At 61.6% G+C, this 16,727-nt stretch carries 14 protein-coding genes; 1 reads left to right on the forward strand and 13 read right to left on the reverse strand.

Annotated features, from left to right (window positions below; translation table 11 throughout):
• Positions 1-25: 25 nt before the first annotated feature.
• The 10 genes from GNP00_RS08055 to GNP00_RS08100 form a co-directional block, all read right to left on the reverse strand.
• Complete coding sequence (locus GNP00_RS08055) at positions 26-2,359, reverse strand: molybdopterin guanine dinucleotide-containing S/N-oxide reductase (protein ID WP_011581864.1); 2,334 nt, start codon at positions 2,357-2,359, stop codon at positions 26-28.
• Positions 2,360-2,436: 77 nt separating this feature from the next.
• Complete coding sequence (locus tag GNP00_RS08060) at positions 2,437-3,981, reverse strand: aromatic amino acid ammonia-lyase (protein ID WP_011581865.1); 1,545 nt, start codon at positions 3,979-3,981, stop codon at positions 2,437-2,439.
• Entirely contained in the window at positions 3,978-4,814 is an 837-nt protein-coding gene (locus GNP00_RS08065) for a quaternary amine ABC transporter ATP-binding protein (protein ID WP_011581866.1), read from the reverse strand. The genes GNP00_RS08060 and GNP00_RS08065 overlap by 4 nt, the downstream gene beginning before the upstream one ends.
• Before the next feature lie 4 nt (positions 4,815-4,818).
• Complete coding sequence (locus GNP00_RS08070; protein ID WP_041545504.1) at positions 4,819-5,664, reverse strand: ABC transporter permease subunit; 846 nt, start codon at positions 5,662-5,664, stop codon at positions 4,819-4,821.
• 63 nt (positions 5,665-5,727) lie between these two features.
• Complete coding sequence (locus GNP00_RS08075) at positions 5,728-6,756, reverse strand: ABC transporter substrate-binding protein (protein WP_011581868.1); 1,029 nt, start codon at positions 6,754-6,756, stop codon at positions 5,728-5,730.
• 32 nt (positions 6,757-6,788) lie between these two features.
• Positions 6,789-8,168: a dihydroorotase gene (locus GNP00_RS08080; protein ID WP_011581869.1), complete on the reverse strand. Its 1,380-nt coding sequence runs from the start codon at positions 8,166-8,168 to the stop codon at positions 6,789-6,791.
• Between the two features lie 50 nt (positions 8,169-8,218).
• Positions 8,219-9,862, reverse strand: a complete 1,644-nt coding sequence (locus tag GNP00_RS08085) for an S-methyl thiourocanate hydratase (protein WP_011581870.1) — start codon at positions 9,860-9,862, stop codon at positions 8,219-8,221.
• A 30-nt stretch (positions 9,863-9,892) separates the two neighbouring features.
• Positions 9,893-11,161, reverse strand: coding sequence for a Zn-dependent hydrolase (locus tag GNP00_RS08090; RefSeq protein ID WP_166015837.1), 1,269 nt, complete (start codon positions 11,159-11,161; stop codon positions 9,893-9,895).
• Positions 11,158-11,769: a glutathione S-transferase family protein gene (locus tag GNP00_RS08095; RefSeq protein ID WP_011581872.1), complete on the reverse strand. Its 612-nt coding sequence runs from the start codon at positions 11,767-11,769 to the stop codon at positions 11,158-11,160. The genes GNP00_RS08090 and GNP00_RS08095 overlap by 4 nt, the downstream gene beginning before the upstream one ends.
• A gap of 8 nt (positions 11,770-11,777) precedes the next feature.
• Positions 11,778-12,845, reverse strand: coding sequence for an S-methyl thiohydantoin desulfurase (locus tag GNP00_RS08100; protein WP_011581873.1), 1,068 nt, complete (start codon positions 12,843-12,845; stop codon positions 11,778-11,780).
• A 108-nt stretch (positions 12,846-12,953) separates the two neighbouring features.
• Between GNP00_RS08100 and GNP00_RS08105 the strand changes: the two genes are divergently transcribed.
• Entirely contained in the window at positions 12,954-14,813 is a 1,860-nt protein-coding gene (locus tag GNP00_RS08105; RefSeq protein ID WP_011581874.1) for a LysR family transcriptional regulator, read from the forward strand.
• 63 nt (positions 14,814-14,876) lie between these two features.
• Here GNP00_RS08105 and GNP00_RS08110 read toward each other — a convergent pair whose 3' ends face one another.
• The 3 genes from GNP00_RS08110 to GNP00_RS08120 form a co-directional block, all read right to left on the reverse strand.
• Positions 14,877-15,128, reverse strand: a complete 252-nt coding sequence (locus GNP00_RS08110) for a hypothetical protein (protein ID WP_041544766.1) — start codon at positions 15,126-15,128, stop codon at positions 14,877-14,879.
• A gap of 506 nt (positions 15,129-15,634) precedes the next feature.
• On the reverse strand, positions 15,635-16,378 hold the full coding sequence (locus GNP00_RS08115) for a type I phosphoribosyltransferase (RefSeq protein ID WP_166015839.1): 744 nt from the start codon (positions 16,376-16,378) through the stop codon (positions 15,635-15,637).
• 126 nt (positions 16,379-16,504) lie between these two features.
• The gene (locus GNP00_RS08120) at positions 16,505-16,726 is read right to left on the reverse strand and encodes a DUF2274 domain-containing protein (RefSeq protein ID WP_166015840.1); all 222 of its coding nucleotides are present in this window, start codon (positions 16,724-16,726) and stop codon (positions 16,505-16,507) included.
• Between the last annotated feature and the right edge of the window lies 1 nt (position 16,727).

A 16,727-nucleotide genomic window follows, 5' to 3' on the forward strand; every position in this document is an offset into this window, starting at 1 on the left:
ACGTTGAATGCCGCCGGCCCATTCACTACCGAACCTCGCCGTCACGCGGCAGGATAACTGGCGGCTCGAAAATGCCAACCGGCGGAGGCGCCCCTTCAAAAAGCGCCACCTGCACAAGCGTGGAGTTGCATGACGGGCCCTGACCGAGCGGCGAGGTCGCCCTGTCGGGCGTAAGCACATTGGGGTTGCCGTGCCTCTCCAACGAACCAGAAACCTGCGGGTCCTCAGGATCGTACCATGCCCCAGTGGGCAACTGCACAACGCCGGGAAGGATATTATCGGTGAGCACCGCGCCTGCGAGGCAGGCTCCGCGCCGGTTGAAAACCTTGACCACGTCGCCGTCGCGGATGCCTCGGGCCTCGGCATCTCGTCTGTGGATGGTGAGCGGCGTACGGCCCGAGATTTTCGCAGCGCGGCTCACGCTACCTTGATCGTACTGGCTGTGGAGCTTGTCCGCCGGCTGCGGAGAAAGGAGATGCAGCGGAAATTCACTGGCGAGCGGACTTCCCAGCCACTCGCGCGGTTCGCGCCAGACCGGATGGCCTGGATAGCCTTCATAGCCGAATCCGGCAATCCTCTCCGAGAAAAGCTCGATCCGGCCGGACGGCGTCGGCAACGCATTTTTATCAGGATCGTTACGGAAGTTCGAAAGCAGTGTTGACGACTGCACCGTTCGCTCGATCTCGAAATGCGCATGCTCCCAGAACTCCGGAAACGCTGGCATATCGCTGCCATGCGCGGCCGCACGCTCGCGCGCTTCCTCATAAAGCGTCTCGATCCACTCCCAGGCCGTCTTTCCACCCGTGAAGACGTCCCTTTTTCCCAGGCGATCGGCCAGATCCGCCAGGATGTCGAAATCGTTGCGGGCTTTGCCAACGGACTCGATGACTTTCCGCATGCCAACGACGAGATTGTCGCGGTTGGAAAAGGCTATGTCGTCCCGCTCCAGCGTCGTCGTCACAGGCAGCACGATGTCGGCATGACGCGCCGCGGCGGTCCAGTATGGCTCGTGAACGATGATCGTCTCTGGCCGCTGCCACGCCTCAACCATGCGATTAAGGTCCTGATGATGGTGAAACGGATTGCCGCCGGCCCAATACACCATGCGGATGTCCGGATAGGTCAAACGGCGGCCATCGAAATTGAAGGACTGCCCTGGATTGAGCAGCATGTCGGTAATACGCGCCACGGGAATGAAGTCGGCGACCGGATTTTGCCCTTGTGGGAGGGAGGGCCATTTGAACGGCATTTCCGCGCGCCCCGCGCCGTTGGTCGATGAATAGCCGAATCCGACGCCGCCGCCGGTAAGGCCAATCTGGCCCAGCATCGCCGCTAGAGTAACCGCCATCCAATAGGGCTGTTCACCGTCATCCGCTCGCTGGATTGCCCAGTTGACCATCAGCATCGTGCGGTTAGCAGCCATGGCGAGGGCGAGGTCGCGAATCCAGTCCGGCGCGATGCCTGAAATCTCCGCCGCCCACTCCGCCGTTTTGGCCGTGCCGTCCTTCTCGCCAAGAATATAGGACTTGATCCTTTCGAAGCCGACGCAATAGCGCTCCAGGAAGGCACGGTCTTCAAGGCCCTCTGTCAGCAGCACATGCGCCATGGCGAGCATCACTGCCGTATCGGTGCCGGGCCGCAGCGGCTGCCATTCAAAGTCGACGTCAACGGGCCCGTCGTCGCGTGCAGGGGAAATGCAGACGAAGCGAACATTCCGCTTGCGCGCCTCTTGCAAGGCACTGCGAAGCGCGTGTTTTCCAATGCCGCCGGATTGCACTTGCGCGTTCCGGTGCGGCAGCCCGCCGAAGCAAACCACGAGGCGGCCTTCGGCCGCTATCCCGTCCCACGTCGAGTGATGCCCGGTCAATCCGTCCATGCTGCCGATAATGTGCGGAAGGATGACTTGCCCGGCCGCATAGGAATAGGAATGAACCGATGCGGTATATCCGCCGATCGAGTTCAGGAACCGATGAAGCTGGCTTTGCGCGTGGTGGAAACGGCCCGCGCTCGCCCAGCCATAGGAACCGCCGAAGATCGCCGAGTTCCCGTGTGCGAGGGAAATCCGCCTCAGTTCGGCGGCGACGAGGTCGAGAGCCTCGTCCCACTCCAGTTCCACGAACGGATCGGCGCCGCGCCTGCCGCAGGCGCGCGTGCCCGTGCGTTCAAGCCACTCGCGGCGCACACTCGGTCGAGCGACGCGCAACCGGCCGTCGACCGATCCCACCAGGGATTGTCCTATTGGTGAAGGATCCGGGTCCCCCTGCCACGGCTCGACGCCGGCGATGCGCCCGCCCTCAAGCTGGATGCCGTAAGTTCCCCAATGCGTGGATGTCAGGACAGTCCGGTGGGACTTGTTCATATTGTCAACCTCCAGCCGGCGCTTCCCGGCACGTGGTGCAAGGCTGTTCGGCGACCGGCTCGCTGTTGAACAATCGCTTAGGCACAGTGCTCGATTAGCATGTTTCGCAGCAGATCGATAATGCCAGCCGTAGTCGGCCGGCCCGTCTCCTGAGACCGGCGCATCGCTTGCCCAGCCAGACGATAGGCGGCACGCGTCCCCTCGCCCAATCCATCGGAAACGCCTGCGCAATCGGCAAGCGCGGCGGACAGGTGGATCTCCACCGCCAGCAACATCTCCAGAAGGTCCAGGCTTTGCGCGGTGAAAGCGATTGTTCCCGGACCGAGCGAGCCATGATCCTCAACATCATGCGCCAGCGATGGAACATGGATCGAGGCCGGCGCGGCCAAAGTGCGCAGGCGAGCCGAAAGCTCGGCCGCGGAATAGGCAACCAGAGAGGTGACGGGCATTTCCGCATTCTGGATCGCATCGTCTATGCTGCTCATCGCCTGCAGCTTGCGGAAAACATGCGAGCAGCGCCGCTCGGACATCGAGGCTATATGGCAAATCCCGGTTCGCAATCCGTCGAATGCCAGCGCAATCGGGAGCGCCTGGAAATTTCCGTTGGAAAGGATCGCGCCGCTGCCCACATCGACCAAGGGGTTGTCCGAACGGCTGTTGAGTTCCACCTCGACCACGGTTGCGGCTTCGCAGACCTGACGGCGAACGGCACCGTGGACCTGCGGGATAGTGCGGAACGAAACCGGGTCCTGCAGCGACCGAGCGGTTGGGCTCGGTGTCCAGATGGCGCTGCCGGCCAAAAGCTCGCGCAGCCTCTGTCCCGTTTCGGCTTGCTCGGGATAGGATTTAGCAGCCTGCACCCGAGAATCGAGGGGCACCGGATTGCCGCCATATGCGTCCAAGCTCAGCGCTCCGGCCAGGTCGGCGAGCCGCAGCACCCGGCGTGCGCGCTCGACCGTCAATGCGCCGGCGCCGATTGCCAATCCGTTGCCGCTGATGAGAGCCAACCCCTCCTTGGGCTTGAGCCTGACCGGCGCTAGGCCGGCCGCTGCCAGCGCTTGCAGCGCCGGCATCAGTTCACCTTGATACATGGCGACGCCGCGGCCGATCATGACTTCGGCAATTGCCGACATCGAGCACAGGTCCGAAGCGCCGACCGAGCCGAATTCCGGGACTTGCGGATGAACGCGCCTATTCAGCATGGCCACCAGCAGGTCCAAGGTCTCCAGTCCCACTCCCGCGCCACCACGAGCGATACCGACGATCCGCGCAACCATGGTGGCTCTAACGTCGGACTCGCTTAACGGAGCACCGATGGCCCCCGCATGCGTGCGAATGATATAGGGCTGGTAGTCCTGCAGGAGCGCGGCCGATACTCTCTCGTTTCGCCGATGGCCCAATCCAGTGTTCAGACCATAAACCGGCTCCGTGCGTTGTACGGCCTCATCGACGATTTCCCGGCTGGCCTCCACCAAGGCCCTGACCTCTGGCGAGAGAACAAGCTCTTCGCCGCTTGCGATAGCGGCAACCTCGGCGCAGGAGAGCGCAGCCTCCGTGAGTTGTCGTACGTTGCCCTGTCGGAGCTCGGCGGTCGTCTGGCCAGCCATGAAGTCAGCCGTCATTTCGACACGCCGGCTTGGGCCGGAATATGGACCCTGCGCTCGACAAAACGGGCTACGTAGTCATTCGCCGGATTTCTGAGTATGTCGTCGGGCAGCCCCGTCTGCACCACCTGACCGTCCTTGAGAATAGAGATTTTCGAGCCAATCCGCAGGGCCTCGTCGAGATCGTGGGTGATGAAGACGATCGTTTTCGCAAGGTTACGCTGCAGGTCGATAAGCTGGTCCTGCATCTCGGCCCGGATCAGCGGGTCGAGCGCGCTGAATGCCTCGTCCATCAGGATGATGTCCGTGTCGGCAGCAAGCGCACGCGCCAGGCCAACGCGCTGCTTCATGCCGCCCGATAGCTCCGAGGGATATTTGTTCTCGTAACCTTTGAGTCCGACGGCATCGATCCATTTCTTGCCTATCGCTTCCGCCTCGGCCTTCTTCGTGCCGCGCACGATATGGCCATAAGACGCATTCTGAAGGACGGTGCGATGCGGAAAGAGACCGAAACTCTGGAACACCATGCTGCTGTGATGCATCCGGAACTTGCGCAGGCCGGACGGCGTAAGCTGCATGATATCCTCTCCATTGTAGAGGATCTTCCCACTCGTGGGTTCGATCAAGCGATTGATGTGGCGCACGAGGGTAGACTTGCCTGAACCGGATAGGCCCATGATGACTGAGATCTGGCTGGCGCCGATCGACAGATTAACATCGTCGAGCGCCACGACGCAGCCTGTCTTGGCAAGCACGTCGGCCTTGCTCACGCCGGCCTGCACCATTTTCAGCGCCTCTTTGTTGCGCCGGCCGAAAATCTTGTAAACGTTCTGAAGTTCGATGGCAGCCATGGTCCTAGTCCCTGCGTTGCGATTGGCCGAGGCCTTGCGTTATCCGGTCAAGAACCACTGCGAGGATTACGATGCCGACGCCTGCCTCGAGGCCCTTGCCGACGTCCAGCGTCTGAATTCCTTCAAGAACCTGCTGACCTAGGCCGCGGGCGCCGATCATCGAAGACACGACCACCATCGAAAGCGACATCATGATGGTCTGATTCAGGCCCGCGAGGATCGTGGGCACTGCAAGGGGGAGCTCCACGCCGAAGAGAATCTGGCGCGAGCTGCTGCCGAACGCCAACGCGGCCTCAACCACCTCCTGGTCGACCTGCCGGATGCCAAGGGAGGTCAGGCGGATTAGCGGCGGCACGCCGTAAATGATGGTGGCCAGGACCGCCGGCACCTTTCCCAGACCGAAGAGCATGATCGCCGGGATCAGGTAAACGAAGGACGGCATCGTCTGCATGATGTCGAGCATCGGGATCAGGATGTTGCGCATGACGCGAACCTTCGCGACCAGAACGCCGGTAGGTATGCCGACGAGACACGAGATCAGCGTCGCCATCAGCATGAGCGCCAGCGTCTGCATGGTGAGATCCCACAGCCCCAGCATGCCGGCGAGCATCAACAGGCCCCCGACCAGAAGCGGCAGCTTGTAGTTGCGCACGCACAGGTAAGCCACCGCCATGAATATGAGGATTGTACCCCACCAGGGCAGTGCCCTGAGAACCCACTCGATCTGCAACAGCCCGCTCAGGATGAAGTTCGAAATGGCGCGAAAGGTCTCGCCATAGCTCTCGATCAGGAAGGCGACGAAATCGTTTATCGGTTGGCTTATCGAGAATTCGAGACTCTTGGGAAACACCGCACGCTCCTTCAGGGCTTTGGGAAAGCGCACCGCACGGAAGTGCGGTGCGCCCAACCGGATTTAGTTCAGTCCCTGGTTGATTTTTTCTGCCGCTTCGGTGCTGACCCAATTGGTCCAGAGATGCGCGTAGTTCTTCAGGAACCACGTAGCTGCATCAGCGGGTTCGGCCTTTTCCTTCGCCATATAGGCAAGCGCCTCGTTGATGGTCTCCAGCGGAATGGTCGCTTTCGAGAGGATCTCAATGATGTCCGGCGCCTGATCGGCGAATTTCACGTTCACGTCGTAAACCACTTCGCCGAGCGGGAACGCACAAGCTTGGGTCTTGGGGTCGCTGCTCGTCAGTCCGTCCCAGCATTCGTCGGAATATGCCGGTTCTTCGAGCTGGAGCAGCTTGTAGGTGCCCATCAGCGCGGTCGGGTTCCAGTAATAGAAAAGAACAGGCTGCTTGCGCAGGTAGGACGATGCGACTTCGGCATCCAGCGCCGCACCCGAACCCGGAAGGAAGTTGGTGTAGTATTCGTCAAGGCCGTATCCCTCAAGCTTGGCGGTGTTCAGCCGCTCGCAGCTCCAGCCGGTCGGGCAGTTCAGGAAACGGCCCTTGCTGGGCTCCTCGGGATCGCTGAACAGTGCCCGGATTTTCGGGTCAGCGAGTTGCTCAACGCTCTTCAGCTCCGGCGCAAGCGGCTCGATTCCGCGTTCCGGATCTCCGTTGACGACATAGTCGGGAACATACCAACCCTCGCGCGCGTCCAGATAGGGATGCCCGGCCGCACGCACCGTGCCTTCGGCACGCGCCTTGTTCATGACTTCGGTACGGCCGACCCATTGCTCGGGGTAGATGTCGATGTCGCCGGTGATGAGCGCATGCGACATGATCAGGGAATTGCCCGATACCTTCTCGATCTTGCAGCCATATCCATCGCCGAAGATCTTTGTCAGAAGCTCGGTCAGGAAGGCGCCGCTTTCCCACGACACATCGGCGAGACGCAGGGGCTTGCCCTGCTCGCAATAGCTTTCGGCAGAGGCGTTGGAGGTGGCCGCCAGCAGGAACAAAGCCGCAGCCGCTAGAGATTTTCTTTTCAAAGACATTTCAGGTTACTCCCATTGAAAGATCATTGTGATCAGGCGCCGATTTGAATGGCATTGGCCCCGCGGGGGCGTATGAAGGTTCCGGTTCCGCTTGGGGCGACGACTGCGCTGCCGTCGAAGACGACACGGCCGCGCAGGAAGGTGGCGACGGGACGGAACGGCAGTTCCATCCCCTCATAGGGGCTCCAGTCGACGAAATTGTTTCCGCTTGCCGCCGGATCGTATCGCCTGGGATCGTGCCGCATCACCACGATGTCGGCGTCACGGCCTGGTTCCAGCGCCCCCTTGCGATGTCCGATGCGGAACAGCCGCGCCGGGTTGGCGGCCAAAAGCCGCGCCGCCCAGGTCATTGGCAAGCCGCGCTCGGCCAGCCCCTTCATGAGCAGAGCGTAAAGTACTTCCAGCCCTGGCACGCCGGACTTGTTCTTCAACATCTCAGGGTTTCGCTTGTGGTCGATCGACCAGGAAACGTGATCGGTCGAGACAACGGTAACGTTCCCCGCCGCCAGGTGCCGCCAAAGGGCTTCCACTTCGCGTCTAGGCCGAATAGGCGGGTTGATCTTTGCCATGCCGCCGAAGCGCCGCACATGATCTTCCTCATCGAGGGTGAGATAATGGATGCAGGCCTCGACCGTGGTATCGAAGCCCTGCGCGCGGTACCCGGCGCAAAGCTCGTAACCGCGCCCGACGGAACAATGAACGACATGGGTGGAGCAGCCGGCCTGCGCGCCTAGCTCGTAGGCTTCCGCCATCGCAAGCGTCTCGGCCGCAGCCGGGCGCGACATGGCATGGGCGCGATAATCCGTGATGCCCGACGCGGCGACCTGGGCGAGCGCATGCCGCACCATCTCGTCATTCTCGTTGTGGATGCCTGCGATGAGGCCGTAGCGCCCAATCTCGGAAAAACATTCGTGCAGAATGGCAGGCCCGATGCGCGGAAAGCGCTCAGGATCGGTTTCGAACGTCGAAAACTTGAAACCGATTGCGCCGGCCTCCACCATGCCGGCGATTTCGCGGGCGCCGTCCTGGGCCCGCACCGTGCCGTAGAGCGCGAAATCGACACGCGACTGCTGCGCCGCCTCCTCGGCCTTGCGCTGCAGCCGTTCGCCCGTGCACACCAGGAAACCCTCGTCATAGGGCATGTCGACGATCGTCGTCACACCGCCGGCCGCCGCCGAGCGGGTGGACCAGAGGAAATCTTCCTGGTCGAGTTGGGAACGGGAGTGGACCTGAGCGTCGATGGCCCCGGGCAGAATGTAGTCGCCGTCGAAATCGTATTTCTCGCGCGCTGCCGGGGGCGTGCCGGAGCCGACCCGTTCGACCAGGCCGCCCCGTATCGCAACATAACCATCCTCGTAGACGCGGTCCGTCGTAACCACACGTCCAGTCACGACGACGTCGAAATCGCTCATGCTGTTTGAAGTCCTTTCGTTGGAAACCCCCCGGCAGACGCGGCCGGCGATCAGGTCTGAAGCTGCTCCGCTATGCCGATCCCGGTCTCGCGCGCCAGCTGCTTCGCTGTTTCGTAGCCGGCCGAGGCATGGCGCAACACACCAATGGCGGTGTCGTTGTCCATCACCCTGGCCAGCCGGGCTGCATCCTCGGCCGTGCCAGTGGCGACGGTAGTCACCCCCGCCGATTGCATCGCACTGCCGCCCGAGTGCAGCGCAATCAGGTCGGCTCCCGAAGCGCAGTTCAGCAAGGCGTTGAGCAACGGCCAGTCGGAAATCGCGTCGGAGCCGTCCAGCATGTTTTCCGTCTCGCGGTAAGGCAACGTCGCTGAACCGGAATCGAGGTGGTCTCGCGTGAAGGCGATTGGCCCCGCCAGCGCACCCTTGGCCACCAGGTCGTTCACGGCCAGGGCCAGCCTCTTGCGCTCGCCCAGGCCCAGCCAACCAATTCGCGCCGGCAGGCCTGTGAACTTGACATGCTCGCGCGCCATCCTGATCCAGCTGACGATGCGGTGGTCGGACGGGAACATCTCCAGGATCAGATCGTCGATGCGATGGATGTCCGAAGGATCGCCGGAGACCGCGATCCAGCGGAACGGGCCGATGCCCTCGCAAAAGAGCGGCCGGATATAAAGGTCGATAAACGAGCCGAAGCCGAAGGAACCATCAAGGCCGGCGTCCCTGGCGTACCGGCGCAGCGCATTGCCATACTCGAATACCACCGCGCCGCGCTTCTGCATTTCGAGCATCGCGCCGACATGAATAAGCAGCGTTTCGTTGGAGCGCTGCTTGAGGATTTCGGGGGCGCTCTTGCGCAGCGCGGCAACCTCTTCGACGGTCATGCCGAGCGGGACATAGCCGTTCACCGGATCGGCCATCGTCTGGTCGGTCACCACATCGGGTATGATGCCGCGTTCGAGGAGTGTAGGCAGCACGGCCGCGATATTGCCGACGAGCCCCACCGAACAGCCGATCCGTGCGTCACGGGCTTCATTCAGCCAGGCGAGCGCCTCGTCGAGATCGGCGGTCATGCGCTCGCAGTAGCCTGTATCGATGCGGCGGCGTATCCGGCCCTCATCGGCCTCGACCACGAGGATCGCGGCTCCGGCGAGTTTGCCGGCCAGCGGCTGCGCACCGCTCATGCCGCCACAGCCCGCGGATACGATCAGTCGACCGGCCAGTGAACCGCCAAAATGCTTTCTACCGACGCTGGAGAAGGTTTCATAGGTGCCCTGCAGAATGCCCTGGCTGCCGATATACTGCCATGCCGCCGCCGTCATGCCGGGCTTGATCGTCAGGCCCTTATCAGCCAGCGCGCGGAAGGAATCGTCATCAGACCACGCGCCGACGACGTTGCCGTTCGCCATCAGCACCAGGGGCGTCGTGTTCTGCGATGGAAAGCGGCCTACCGGCCGGCCCGATTGCATCACGAGCGTCTGGTCGATCTCGAGTTCCTTGAGGGCGGCCACGGCCTGGTCAAAGCTCTTCCAGTCGCGGGCGGCCTTTGCCCAACTCATATAGATGACGAGCTCAGCGGGGTTCTCCGCATTTTCGAGATTGTTCTCGAGCAATCTCAGGATTGCTTCCTGCCGCCAGCCCTTACAGCGAAGCTGAGGGCCGCGCTGGGCCTGGATCGGTAGAGGGGGTCTGGTCACGCGAACCTCCTTGCAGCCATACAAGCCAACTCAATGTTCCAGTGCTGCGTCGATGCGGATCAACGCTTCCAGCAGCACTCCGGCGCCTGCGGCGCATTGCTCCGGCGCCGTCCATTCCTCAGGGCAATGGCTGCGGCCGTCCTTGCTGGGAACGAAAATCATCGCCATCGGCGCGATCTTGCCCATGAAGGCGGCATCATGGCCTGCGCCGCTCGGCATCTCGCGGGTCGAAAGGCCGAGGCTTTCGGCGGCAGCCGCCAAATGGCCTCGCAGCGCCTCGTTGCAAGGCGACGGCAGCGAACGCGAGAGTTCGGTGAACGCCGTCCGCTTTACCCGCGAACGCACTGCCGCGCCACTGGTGAAAGCGTCCAGCTCCGCGAGGAAGGTTTCCAAATCCGCCACGTGCTCGGACCGTGCCTCGACGATCAGCCTCACTCTTCCGGGCACGACATTTGCGGCATTCGGCTCGGAGGCAATCACACCGGTAGTGGCCACGAAGAAGCGCTTCCGGGCAAGCTTCTCGGCACTCTCACGCACCTGCATGACGGTTTCCGCGGCGGCGACCAGTGCATCCGCCCGCAAATCCATGGGAGTCGTCCCGGCATGGTCGGCAGCACCCTGGAAGACGATCTCGACTCGGACGATGCCGACAATCCCGGTCACAATCCCGATATCTGTCCCCGATTGCTCCAGAACCCGCCCCTGCTCGATGTGCAGTTCGAGAAAGGCGCCGATATCGGTCCGCTTTGCGCCAGCCCGGTCATGGGGTTTGCCGCCTATTCGTTCCATCGCGTCGATCAACTGCTCGCCATCTGGCGCAGTCAGGGCCAGATGCCGATCCTCGAGGCTCCCACTCATCACGCGGCTGCCCACGCAGGAGAGACCGTATTCGCTTGGCTCTTCGGCAAGAAAATCTATCACCTCGACGGTGTGCCGGAGGCGGATGCCTCGGTCCGCGAGCGAACGCACAGCTTCCAGCCCTGCAAGGACGCCGAGGATGCCGTCGAACCGTCCGCCTGAGGGGACCGTATCGGAATGCGAACCGATCGCGATCACCGGCAGTGCCGGGTCCTGCCCTTCCAGGCGTCCGATCAGGTTCGGCGCTGCATCCTCACGCACGGTCATGCCAGCATCAAGAAAACGGCGGCGCAGCCACGTGCGCCCTTCCACGAAAAGGCCGCTGAACGACCGGCGGGTGTAGGGCCGAGCATTATCGGTGATCGCCGCCAGGTCCATCAAATTCGACCACAGGCGCTGCGCATCGATTGCGAGCCGGTTAGGCCTTTCCACCAAGTTCATGACGTGGCCTCAACGACCAGCGGCTCCCAGCCGGGCTGGGCTTCGACGCGTCGAAGCCATGCGCCGATGTTCTGATAGATGCCCATGTCATAGCCACCGAAATGGGCTTGGGAGACGTAGCCGTAAAGCGCGATATCGGCGATGGTGAAGCCGGCATCAGTGATCCATTCGCGGCCCGCGAGACACCCGTCAAGCCGAGAGAGGCCCGCCTTGCCGGCCTCATGATAGAATCGCATACGCTCGGCATTCTCGGCTTGCGTTCCGCGCAGATTGTAGAAGCGCGGCAGCGCCAGGGGCTTCAGCAGGTCGGCTTGCTCAAAGAACAGCCATGAAGTGACCTGAGCCCGAGCAAGCGGCTCGGTCGGCAGAAGCGGTGTTCCTTCCGCAAGATAGAGCAGGATCGCACCCGATTCCGCGATCGCGCGGCCGTCCTCCAGCTCCAGTACCGGCACGCGCTGAAGCGGATTCATGGCGGTGAAGGCATCGGTCTTGGCCGCACCTTTCGCAAGGTCGTGAGTGACTCTTTCGAAGGGTATCCCGAGTTGGCGCAGCAGGATGCGCACCTTCCAGGCGTTGCAGGACATCAGACTGTCGTGAAGACGGTACATGGCGATACTCACAGATAGGAACGCAAATCGACGCCCATTGCCTCTTCGGCTTCCGGGTAGACCGCCGGATCGAGCGCGCCTTTGCCGATTGGAAACTTGGACCGGGGGGCCGTGATGACCGCCACCTCGTCGCCAATCCGCAGGCGCGACACGGCCAACGGGTTTCCGCTCGCGGGGTCGAGCGTGCCGATCATGTCCGGGAAGGTGGCGACGCGCTCGCCATCAACTGTTGCCGTCATCAATTCGTTGAACACGCCCAGTTCAGACCGCCCCTCACGGCCCTCGACGACGACGACCCCGACATCGAATCCGTTGCCGTAGGTAACGCTGTTGGTCACTACCCGGCCTTGCACCAGGCAACACCCCCCGAGAAAATCCACCGTCGCCGCGACACGTTCGGATGCCCTGGCCGCCAGCATCGCGGCGCCGAGGTCCAGTTGGAAGGAGATCGCACCGGACGCTCCGTTCTCCACGGCGAAACCGGCCGTAATCGGCCCGCGCGCGGCCATTACCAACCCGCCGTTCTGGGCGGCCGCCCAGCGAAGGATCTTCTCGGTGAGGAGGATGTTGCCGGTCGCCGTTACCGAGAGTCGGTCTCCATCGGCGGTCTCGCCGCCGACGCCAGTCTGAGTGATCACGATATCCGGGCGAGAGGCAAGGCCCATCCCGCCCATGGCGACCGTGGGGTGGCCGCGCCCGTTCGAGGCGAGATCGATATAGTCGATGCCCAGCGACGCTGCTACGATCCAGGCATTGAACCCCGGAACATGGCCGCAAATGACGCCGGCAGGCGTACGGCCGAGCATGCTGATTAGCAGGCGCGCCGCCTCGACCGAGTCGGCCGGCTTCACTTTCGGCTTTCCACCGCCCGGCGCCCCGATGCCGGTCGCAACGATCAGCGACGCGTCGGGGGCCATCTCATCCGCCGATACCAGACGCACGGGGCCGGCGGCGAGCGCTTGTTCCGCGATCGCTCGCTGTCCTGCCATCGATTCCATGCCACGCCCGCCGGCGGAAAGGAACAGCCCGCCATAAAGCGCGGGCTCGATGTCACCATGCGAAAGTATACGGATCACATTCAATCCCCGCCGATCTTTCTGGTCTAGCTACCTCCTATGCTGGGAGCCTTGTTGCACTCCAATGATAGTTTTCTATAAAGGGTATCAATTTTTGCGAAGGCCAAAATGAATCTTAGGGCCCTCTGGTACTTCCTGTCCGCTTTTTCGGGAGCAGGCATCAACAACGGGGCGAAACGGCTGGGAATTTCGCAAGCCACGCTAAGCGCTGCGATCACCGGCCTTGAGGAACTGCTGGGCGCAGCCCTGTTCGACCGCACGCCGGCCGGGCTGCAGCCTACCCCGATGGCAATGCGGTTCAGCGCTTTCGCGAGCGCGATCACGACCGATGTTGAAATGGCCTTCCTGGACATCGCAGCGAATTCCAGCGGCGAGATCGAGCCTGCCCCCGTAATTTCCTATGACGTCCCACTCTGCTCTGTTGCCGACTGGGCCCTTCTGCGCGGCATGCTGGCATCCATTCCGCTCGGGGGCGCGAGGGGAATAAGGATTGCTTCGGATTTGACTGAAAGAGACGTTCCGAGGCCTGGCTCGGTGTCTGTCTCCTATGGGCTCGCCAGGCCCGGATCGGAGGAAATGGACGGACCGGGAGAGATTATCCCCGACAGCTGGTGCCTGGTCACGACCGGGTCCCGCTTTTCGGAGGAGCAGCCAATTGCATGGGACGATATCATCAAGGCACCCCTGCTGATGGCCCGAGTGTCTGGCAATCCCGAGCAGCGGCTGTTTCGGCAGGCCCGGCCGCCCGAACTTATCAGGTTGGACCGCTTGAGGTCATATACCAATCTTCTTTCGCAGGGTGACACCTCCCTGCTGCTGCCGCGATCCTGCCTGCTGGACGGCTTCGTCTCCAGCGAGCTCCGCATGCTGAAAATAGAAGGTGCCCCGCTGCAGCCGGCAATCCAGGTGCAATGCCATGATGGTTCGCCCTTGCCCGTGAAGCGCCTCGCCGCAGAAATAGCAAGGGAGCTTTCAGCCACTTTGCCGGCGACCAATTATCGCCAGACACGGCTGCAAGTGCTTGAACGCGGTTTGGAAATCCAAGCCTTCCGGAGCTTTACAGAAACCATCAGGACCGGAAGCACGACCAAAGCCGCCAACCAGCTCCGCATTGTCCAGCCTGCACTGTCGCGCCAGATCCGGAAGCTGGAAAACGCAACGGGACAGCAGCTTTTCATCCGCTCCGAGCATGGCATGACGCCTACCGCCGCGAGCCGCCGACTGCATCTGCTGACCAAGACGGTTATGGCCGATTACGCGACCGGACTTGAGCAGATGAAGGGCAGGAAAAGCATCGGCGAATCCGCCGCCGCCCGGGTCCGCTTCGGCATTATCCCGGCTGCGGATTCGAGCAGCCTCATAGCTCAAGGCGTCGCGAAAACCATTGCGCAATGGAAGATCGCATTTCCAGAGGCTGAAGTGATGATGGCGGAGGGCTATTCCAGCGAGCTTCTTCGCTGGCTGCGTACCCATCTGATCGACTTTGCCATTATCGATACCCATGAAAGAGAACCGGGGCTGGTCGTCAATCCGATCTTCACGGAGCCAATCAGCTTGGTCTTCGCGAAAGGCTCGATCTGGGACACCGGCGAGCCGGAGATTGCGATGTCGAAATTGGACCCAAGGCGCCTATGCCTTCCTTCTAAAGAATTTGGTCTTCGGGCCCATTTCGACCTGGCAATGTCCGAGATTGACAAGGGTGTTTCGCCTGGTCTCCAAATAGACAGCCTGGCGGTTTGCCTGGGCCTCGTGACGACGGCAGAATGGGCAACGCTTCTGCCTTTCAGCGCCGTGCATCATCTTTTGGCAGCGCGGCAATTGAGCTACCGCGTTCTGGTCCAGCCGCAAGTGGATCGGCGCATCTGTTCTGTGCGCAGCCTGCGCGCACCGCAGACGACCGCTTCGGCGGCCCTGATGCGTGCGCTGGAGGTCTCCCTCGCGCAGCTTCTGCACCAGGATGGCCGGTGAGCTGTTGGATTGGCGCCGTTTGCGAGAAGCCGTTGAGCAAGGGGCCACTGCAGTTGCTTTCGCTCAATCGCGAGCGAGTCTCAATGTTAAGGCCTGCAAGCTAGCACTGCAGAAAAACGGGAACTGGCGAAGACCGTCGCCATCCTGGCCGGCGCCGCTCCCCTGACGTTTGAAGCGAGAATAGATGATCTGGAAGCGCGCAAAATGAAGTTGCCCGCCCTGCCCCGCCAACCGGCCGGACCTGCTGCCGAGTTCGTTGACGGCTACACGCAGAAGACTAACCAGCCACGGATGAAAGCCCGCGCTAACATCCATGCCGCCTCCCAGCATTTACGCCACGCTGCATGGCGAACTCGGCACGATCCTGAACTGGGTCGAGCGGCGGGTGGCGTGGAGGCGGACAACAAAAAAGCCCCTGGCTTGGGCCAAGGGCTTGGTTTGACATTTTCTGTATCGTTGGTTGCGGGAGCACGCAACTACCGATACCGACACTCGCTCCAAATTGCTGTGTAGTCAGGTCAGCGCGGCTCTGACAGAAGCGCATCGCACAAGCGTGCGGTCGCCAAAAGAGCCTCAAGGAGGCCCGGAACTCATCGACAAAGATGGACCAAAAAGGAAAAGCCGCCACACTTCGCAGCGTGACGGCTTCCTGAACTTGATCAGCCGATGCCTGATCGTGAGGCTTTTTCCCCTTACAGGATGGCCACCTCGGGCGCCGCTCGGACCTGCACGTTGCCGTGCTTGATGTTTTGAGACCGTGAGGCATAGGCACGGTCTGTCTTGATGCGTGGAGAAATAGCGTAACAGGCCTCGAATGTCAATCATGATGACGGTCGCACCGCGTTCAAGTCGCTCAGCAGGCAGACCCCACGCTCTACGATCGCACCCTGCTCTCGCAGACATTCCGCCACAGAGATAATCGATGTTCCCGATGACACAAGATCATCGATCAGGGCAATCCTCTGCCCTGCCAGCGCCGGGACTTCTCCGCTTACGGTAAACGGCTGAAAGAAGCGCCGCATCGGTTTGGCAACTTCCTTCATCTGGAAATCCGTGTCCCGCTTCGCCCTCCTCAGTTGGCCGAGTTCGGCCTTGAAAGCTCTTTCATCACGATCTTTCGTGAACTGCGGAAAGCTGGCGTCAATGGCGTCCAGAACCTCACCGACCGTCCGCTTGCGCAGAAAGTTCGATTCTACGAGTGGCAATCCCGACACCTGCGCCACGCGCGTTGCAAACAATCGGCATAGGGGTTTGCTCGACGGAACATCAACAAGAACATCCGCCTCCAGCTCGCCGACGAACGCTGCCAGAATCTCATCAGCGCGCTTGTAGAGCATCTGGTGGTACATTGGCTGCATACGGTAGCCATTCATTTGCTTCAGCGCGTAAACCAGCGGATTGCCGTCACGGTCATGCCCCTTCGTAGTCTTGCGGCGGAAGACATATTGAATCCGCAGCCCGTCTATCGCGCCCTCTGTCGGATTTCCTTCGATGGAGGTATCCACGAGTTCCTGATGGGAGTGGTCGATAATCACCGTCTTGTTGGCGTAAACATTTATCCCCAAGAACCCTCAACCTCCCCCCTGCTCATGTAAACAGAACAGCACATCTGCCGTATCCGAAGTCTTCGTGTATATGACCTCGCTCCGAGAAGCACACGCAAATGGTGCCTTGCACGACATCGAAGCGAATTAGTTCCCCAGACGCCGCGCCTTTGCGAACCCGCGATCGGTGGCGATGAACCGCTCCAGCATCGGCACGATCAGCCGGACGGGATCAGCAGCGGGCTGGCCACTTTCGCGGGCCAGCACCTCTGCATAGACGATCAGATCACGGTGGAGCGTGCCCGGCAGTTCAACCGTCACTTTGACGGGTTTGTCTTCAACGAGTGGGCCGAGTTTCAGCTTTGTCATG

Source organism: Chelativorans multitrophicus (assembly GCF_011317445.1).
In the GTDB taxonomy this organism is placed as follows: domain Bacteria; phylum Pseudomonadota; class Alphaproteobacteria; order Rhizobiales; family Rhizobiaceae; genus Chelativorans; species Chelativorans multitrophicus.

Excerpts from the sequence above, each read along its gene's own strand:
- GNP00_RS08110 (WP_041544766.1), bottom strand. The coding sequence starts at position 15,128 with ATGGATGTTAGCGCGGGCTTTCATCCGTGGCTGGTTAGTCTTCTGCGT.
- GNP00_RS08090 (WP_166015837.1), bottom strand. The coding sequence starts at position 11,161 with ATGAACTTGGTGGAAAGGCCTAACCGGCTCGCAATCGATGCGCAGCGC.
- GNP00_RS08060 (WP_011581865.1), bottom strand. The coding sequence starts at position 3,981 with ATGACGGCTGACTTCATGGCTGGCCAGACGACCGCCGAGCTCCGACAG.
- GNP00_RS08065 (WP_011581866.1), bottom strand. The coding sequence starts at position 4,814 with ATGGCTGCCATCGAACTTCAGAACGTTTACAAGATTTTCGGCCGGCGC.
- GNP00_RS08095 (WP_011581872.1), bottom strand. The coding sequence starts at position 11,769 with ATGTACCGTCTTCACGACAGTCTGATGTCCTGCAACGCCTGGAAGGTG.
- GNP00_RS08120 (WP_166015840.1), bottom strand. The coding sequence starts at position 16,726 with ATGACAAAGCTGAAACTCGGCCCACTCGTTGAAGACAAACCCGTCAAA.
- GNP00_RS08075 (WP_011581868.1), bottom strand. The coding sequence starts at position 6,756 with ATGTCTTTGAAAAGAAAATCTCTAGCGGCTGCGGCTTTGTTCCTGCTG.
- GNP00_RS08055 (WP_011581864.1), bottom strand. The coding sequence starts at position 2,359 with ATGAACAAGTCCCACCGGACTGTCCTGACATCCACGCATTGGGGAACT.
- GNP00_RS08080 (WP_011581869.1), bottom strand. The coding sequence starts at position 8,168 with ATGAGCGATTTCGACGTCGTCGTGACTGGACGTGTGGTTACGACGGAC.
- GNP00_RS08105 (WP_011581874.1), top strand. The coding sequence starts at position 12,954 with ATGAATCTTAGGGCCCTCTGGTACTTCCTGTCCGCTTTTTCGGGAGCA.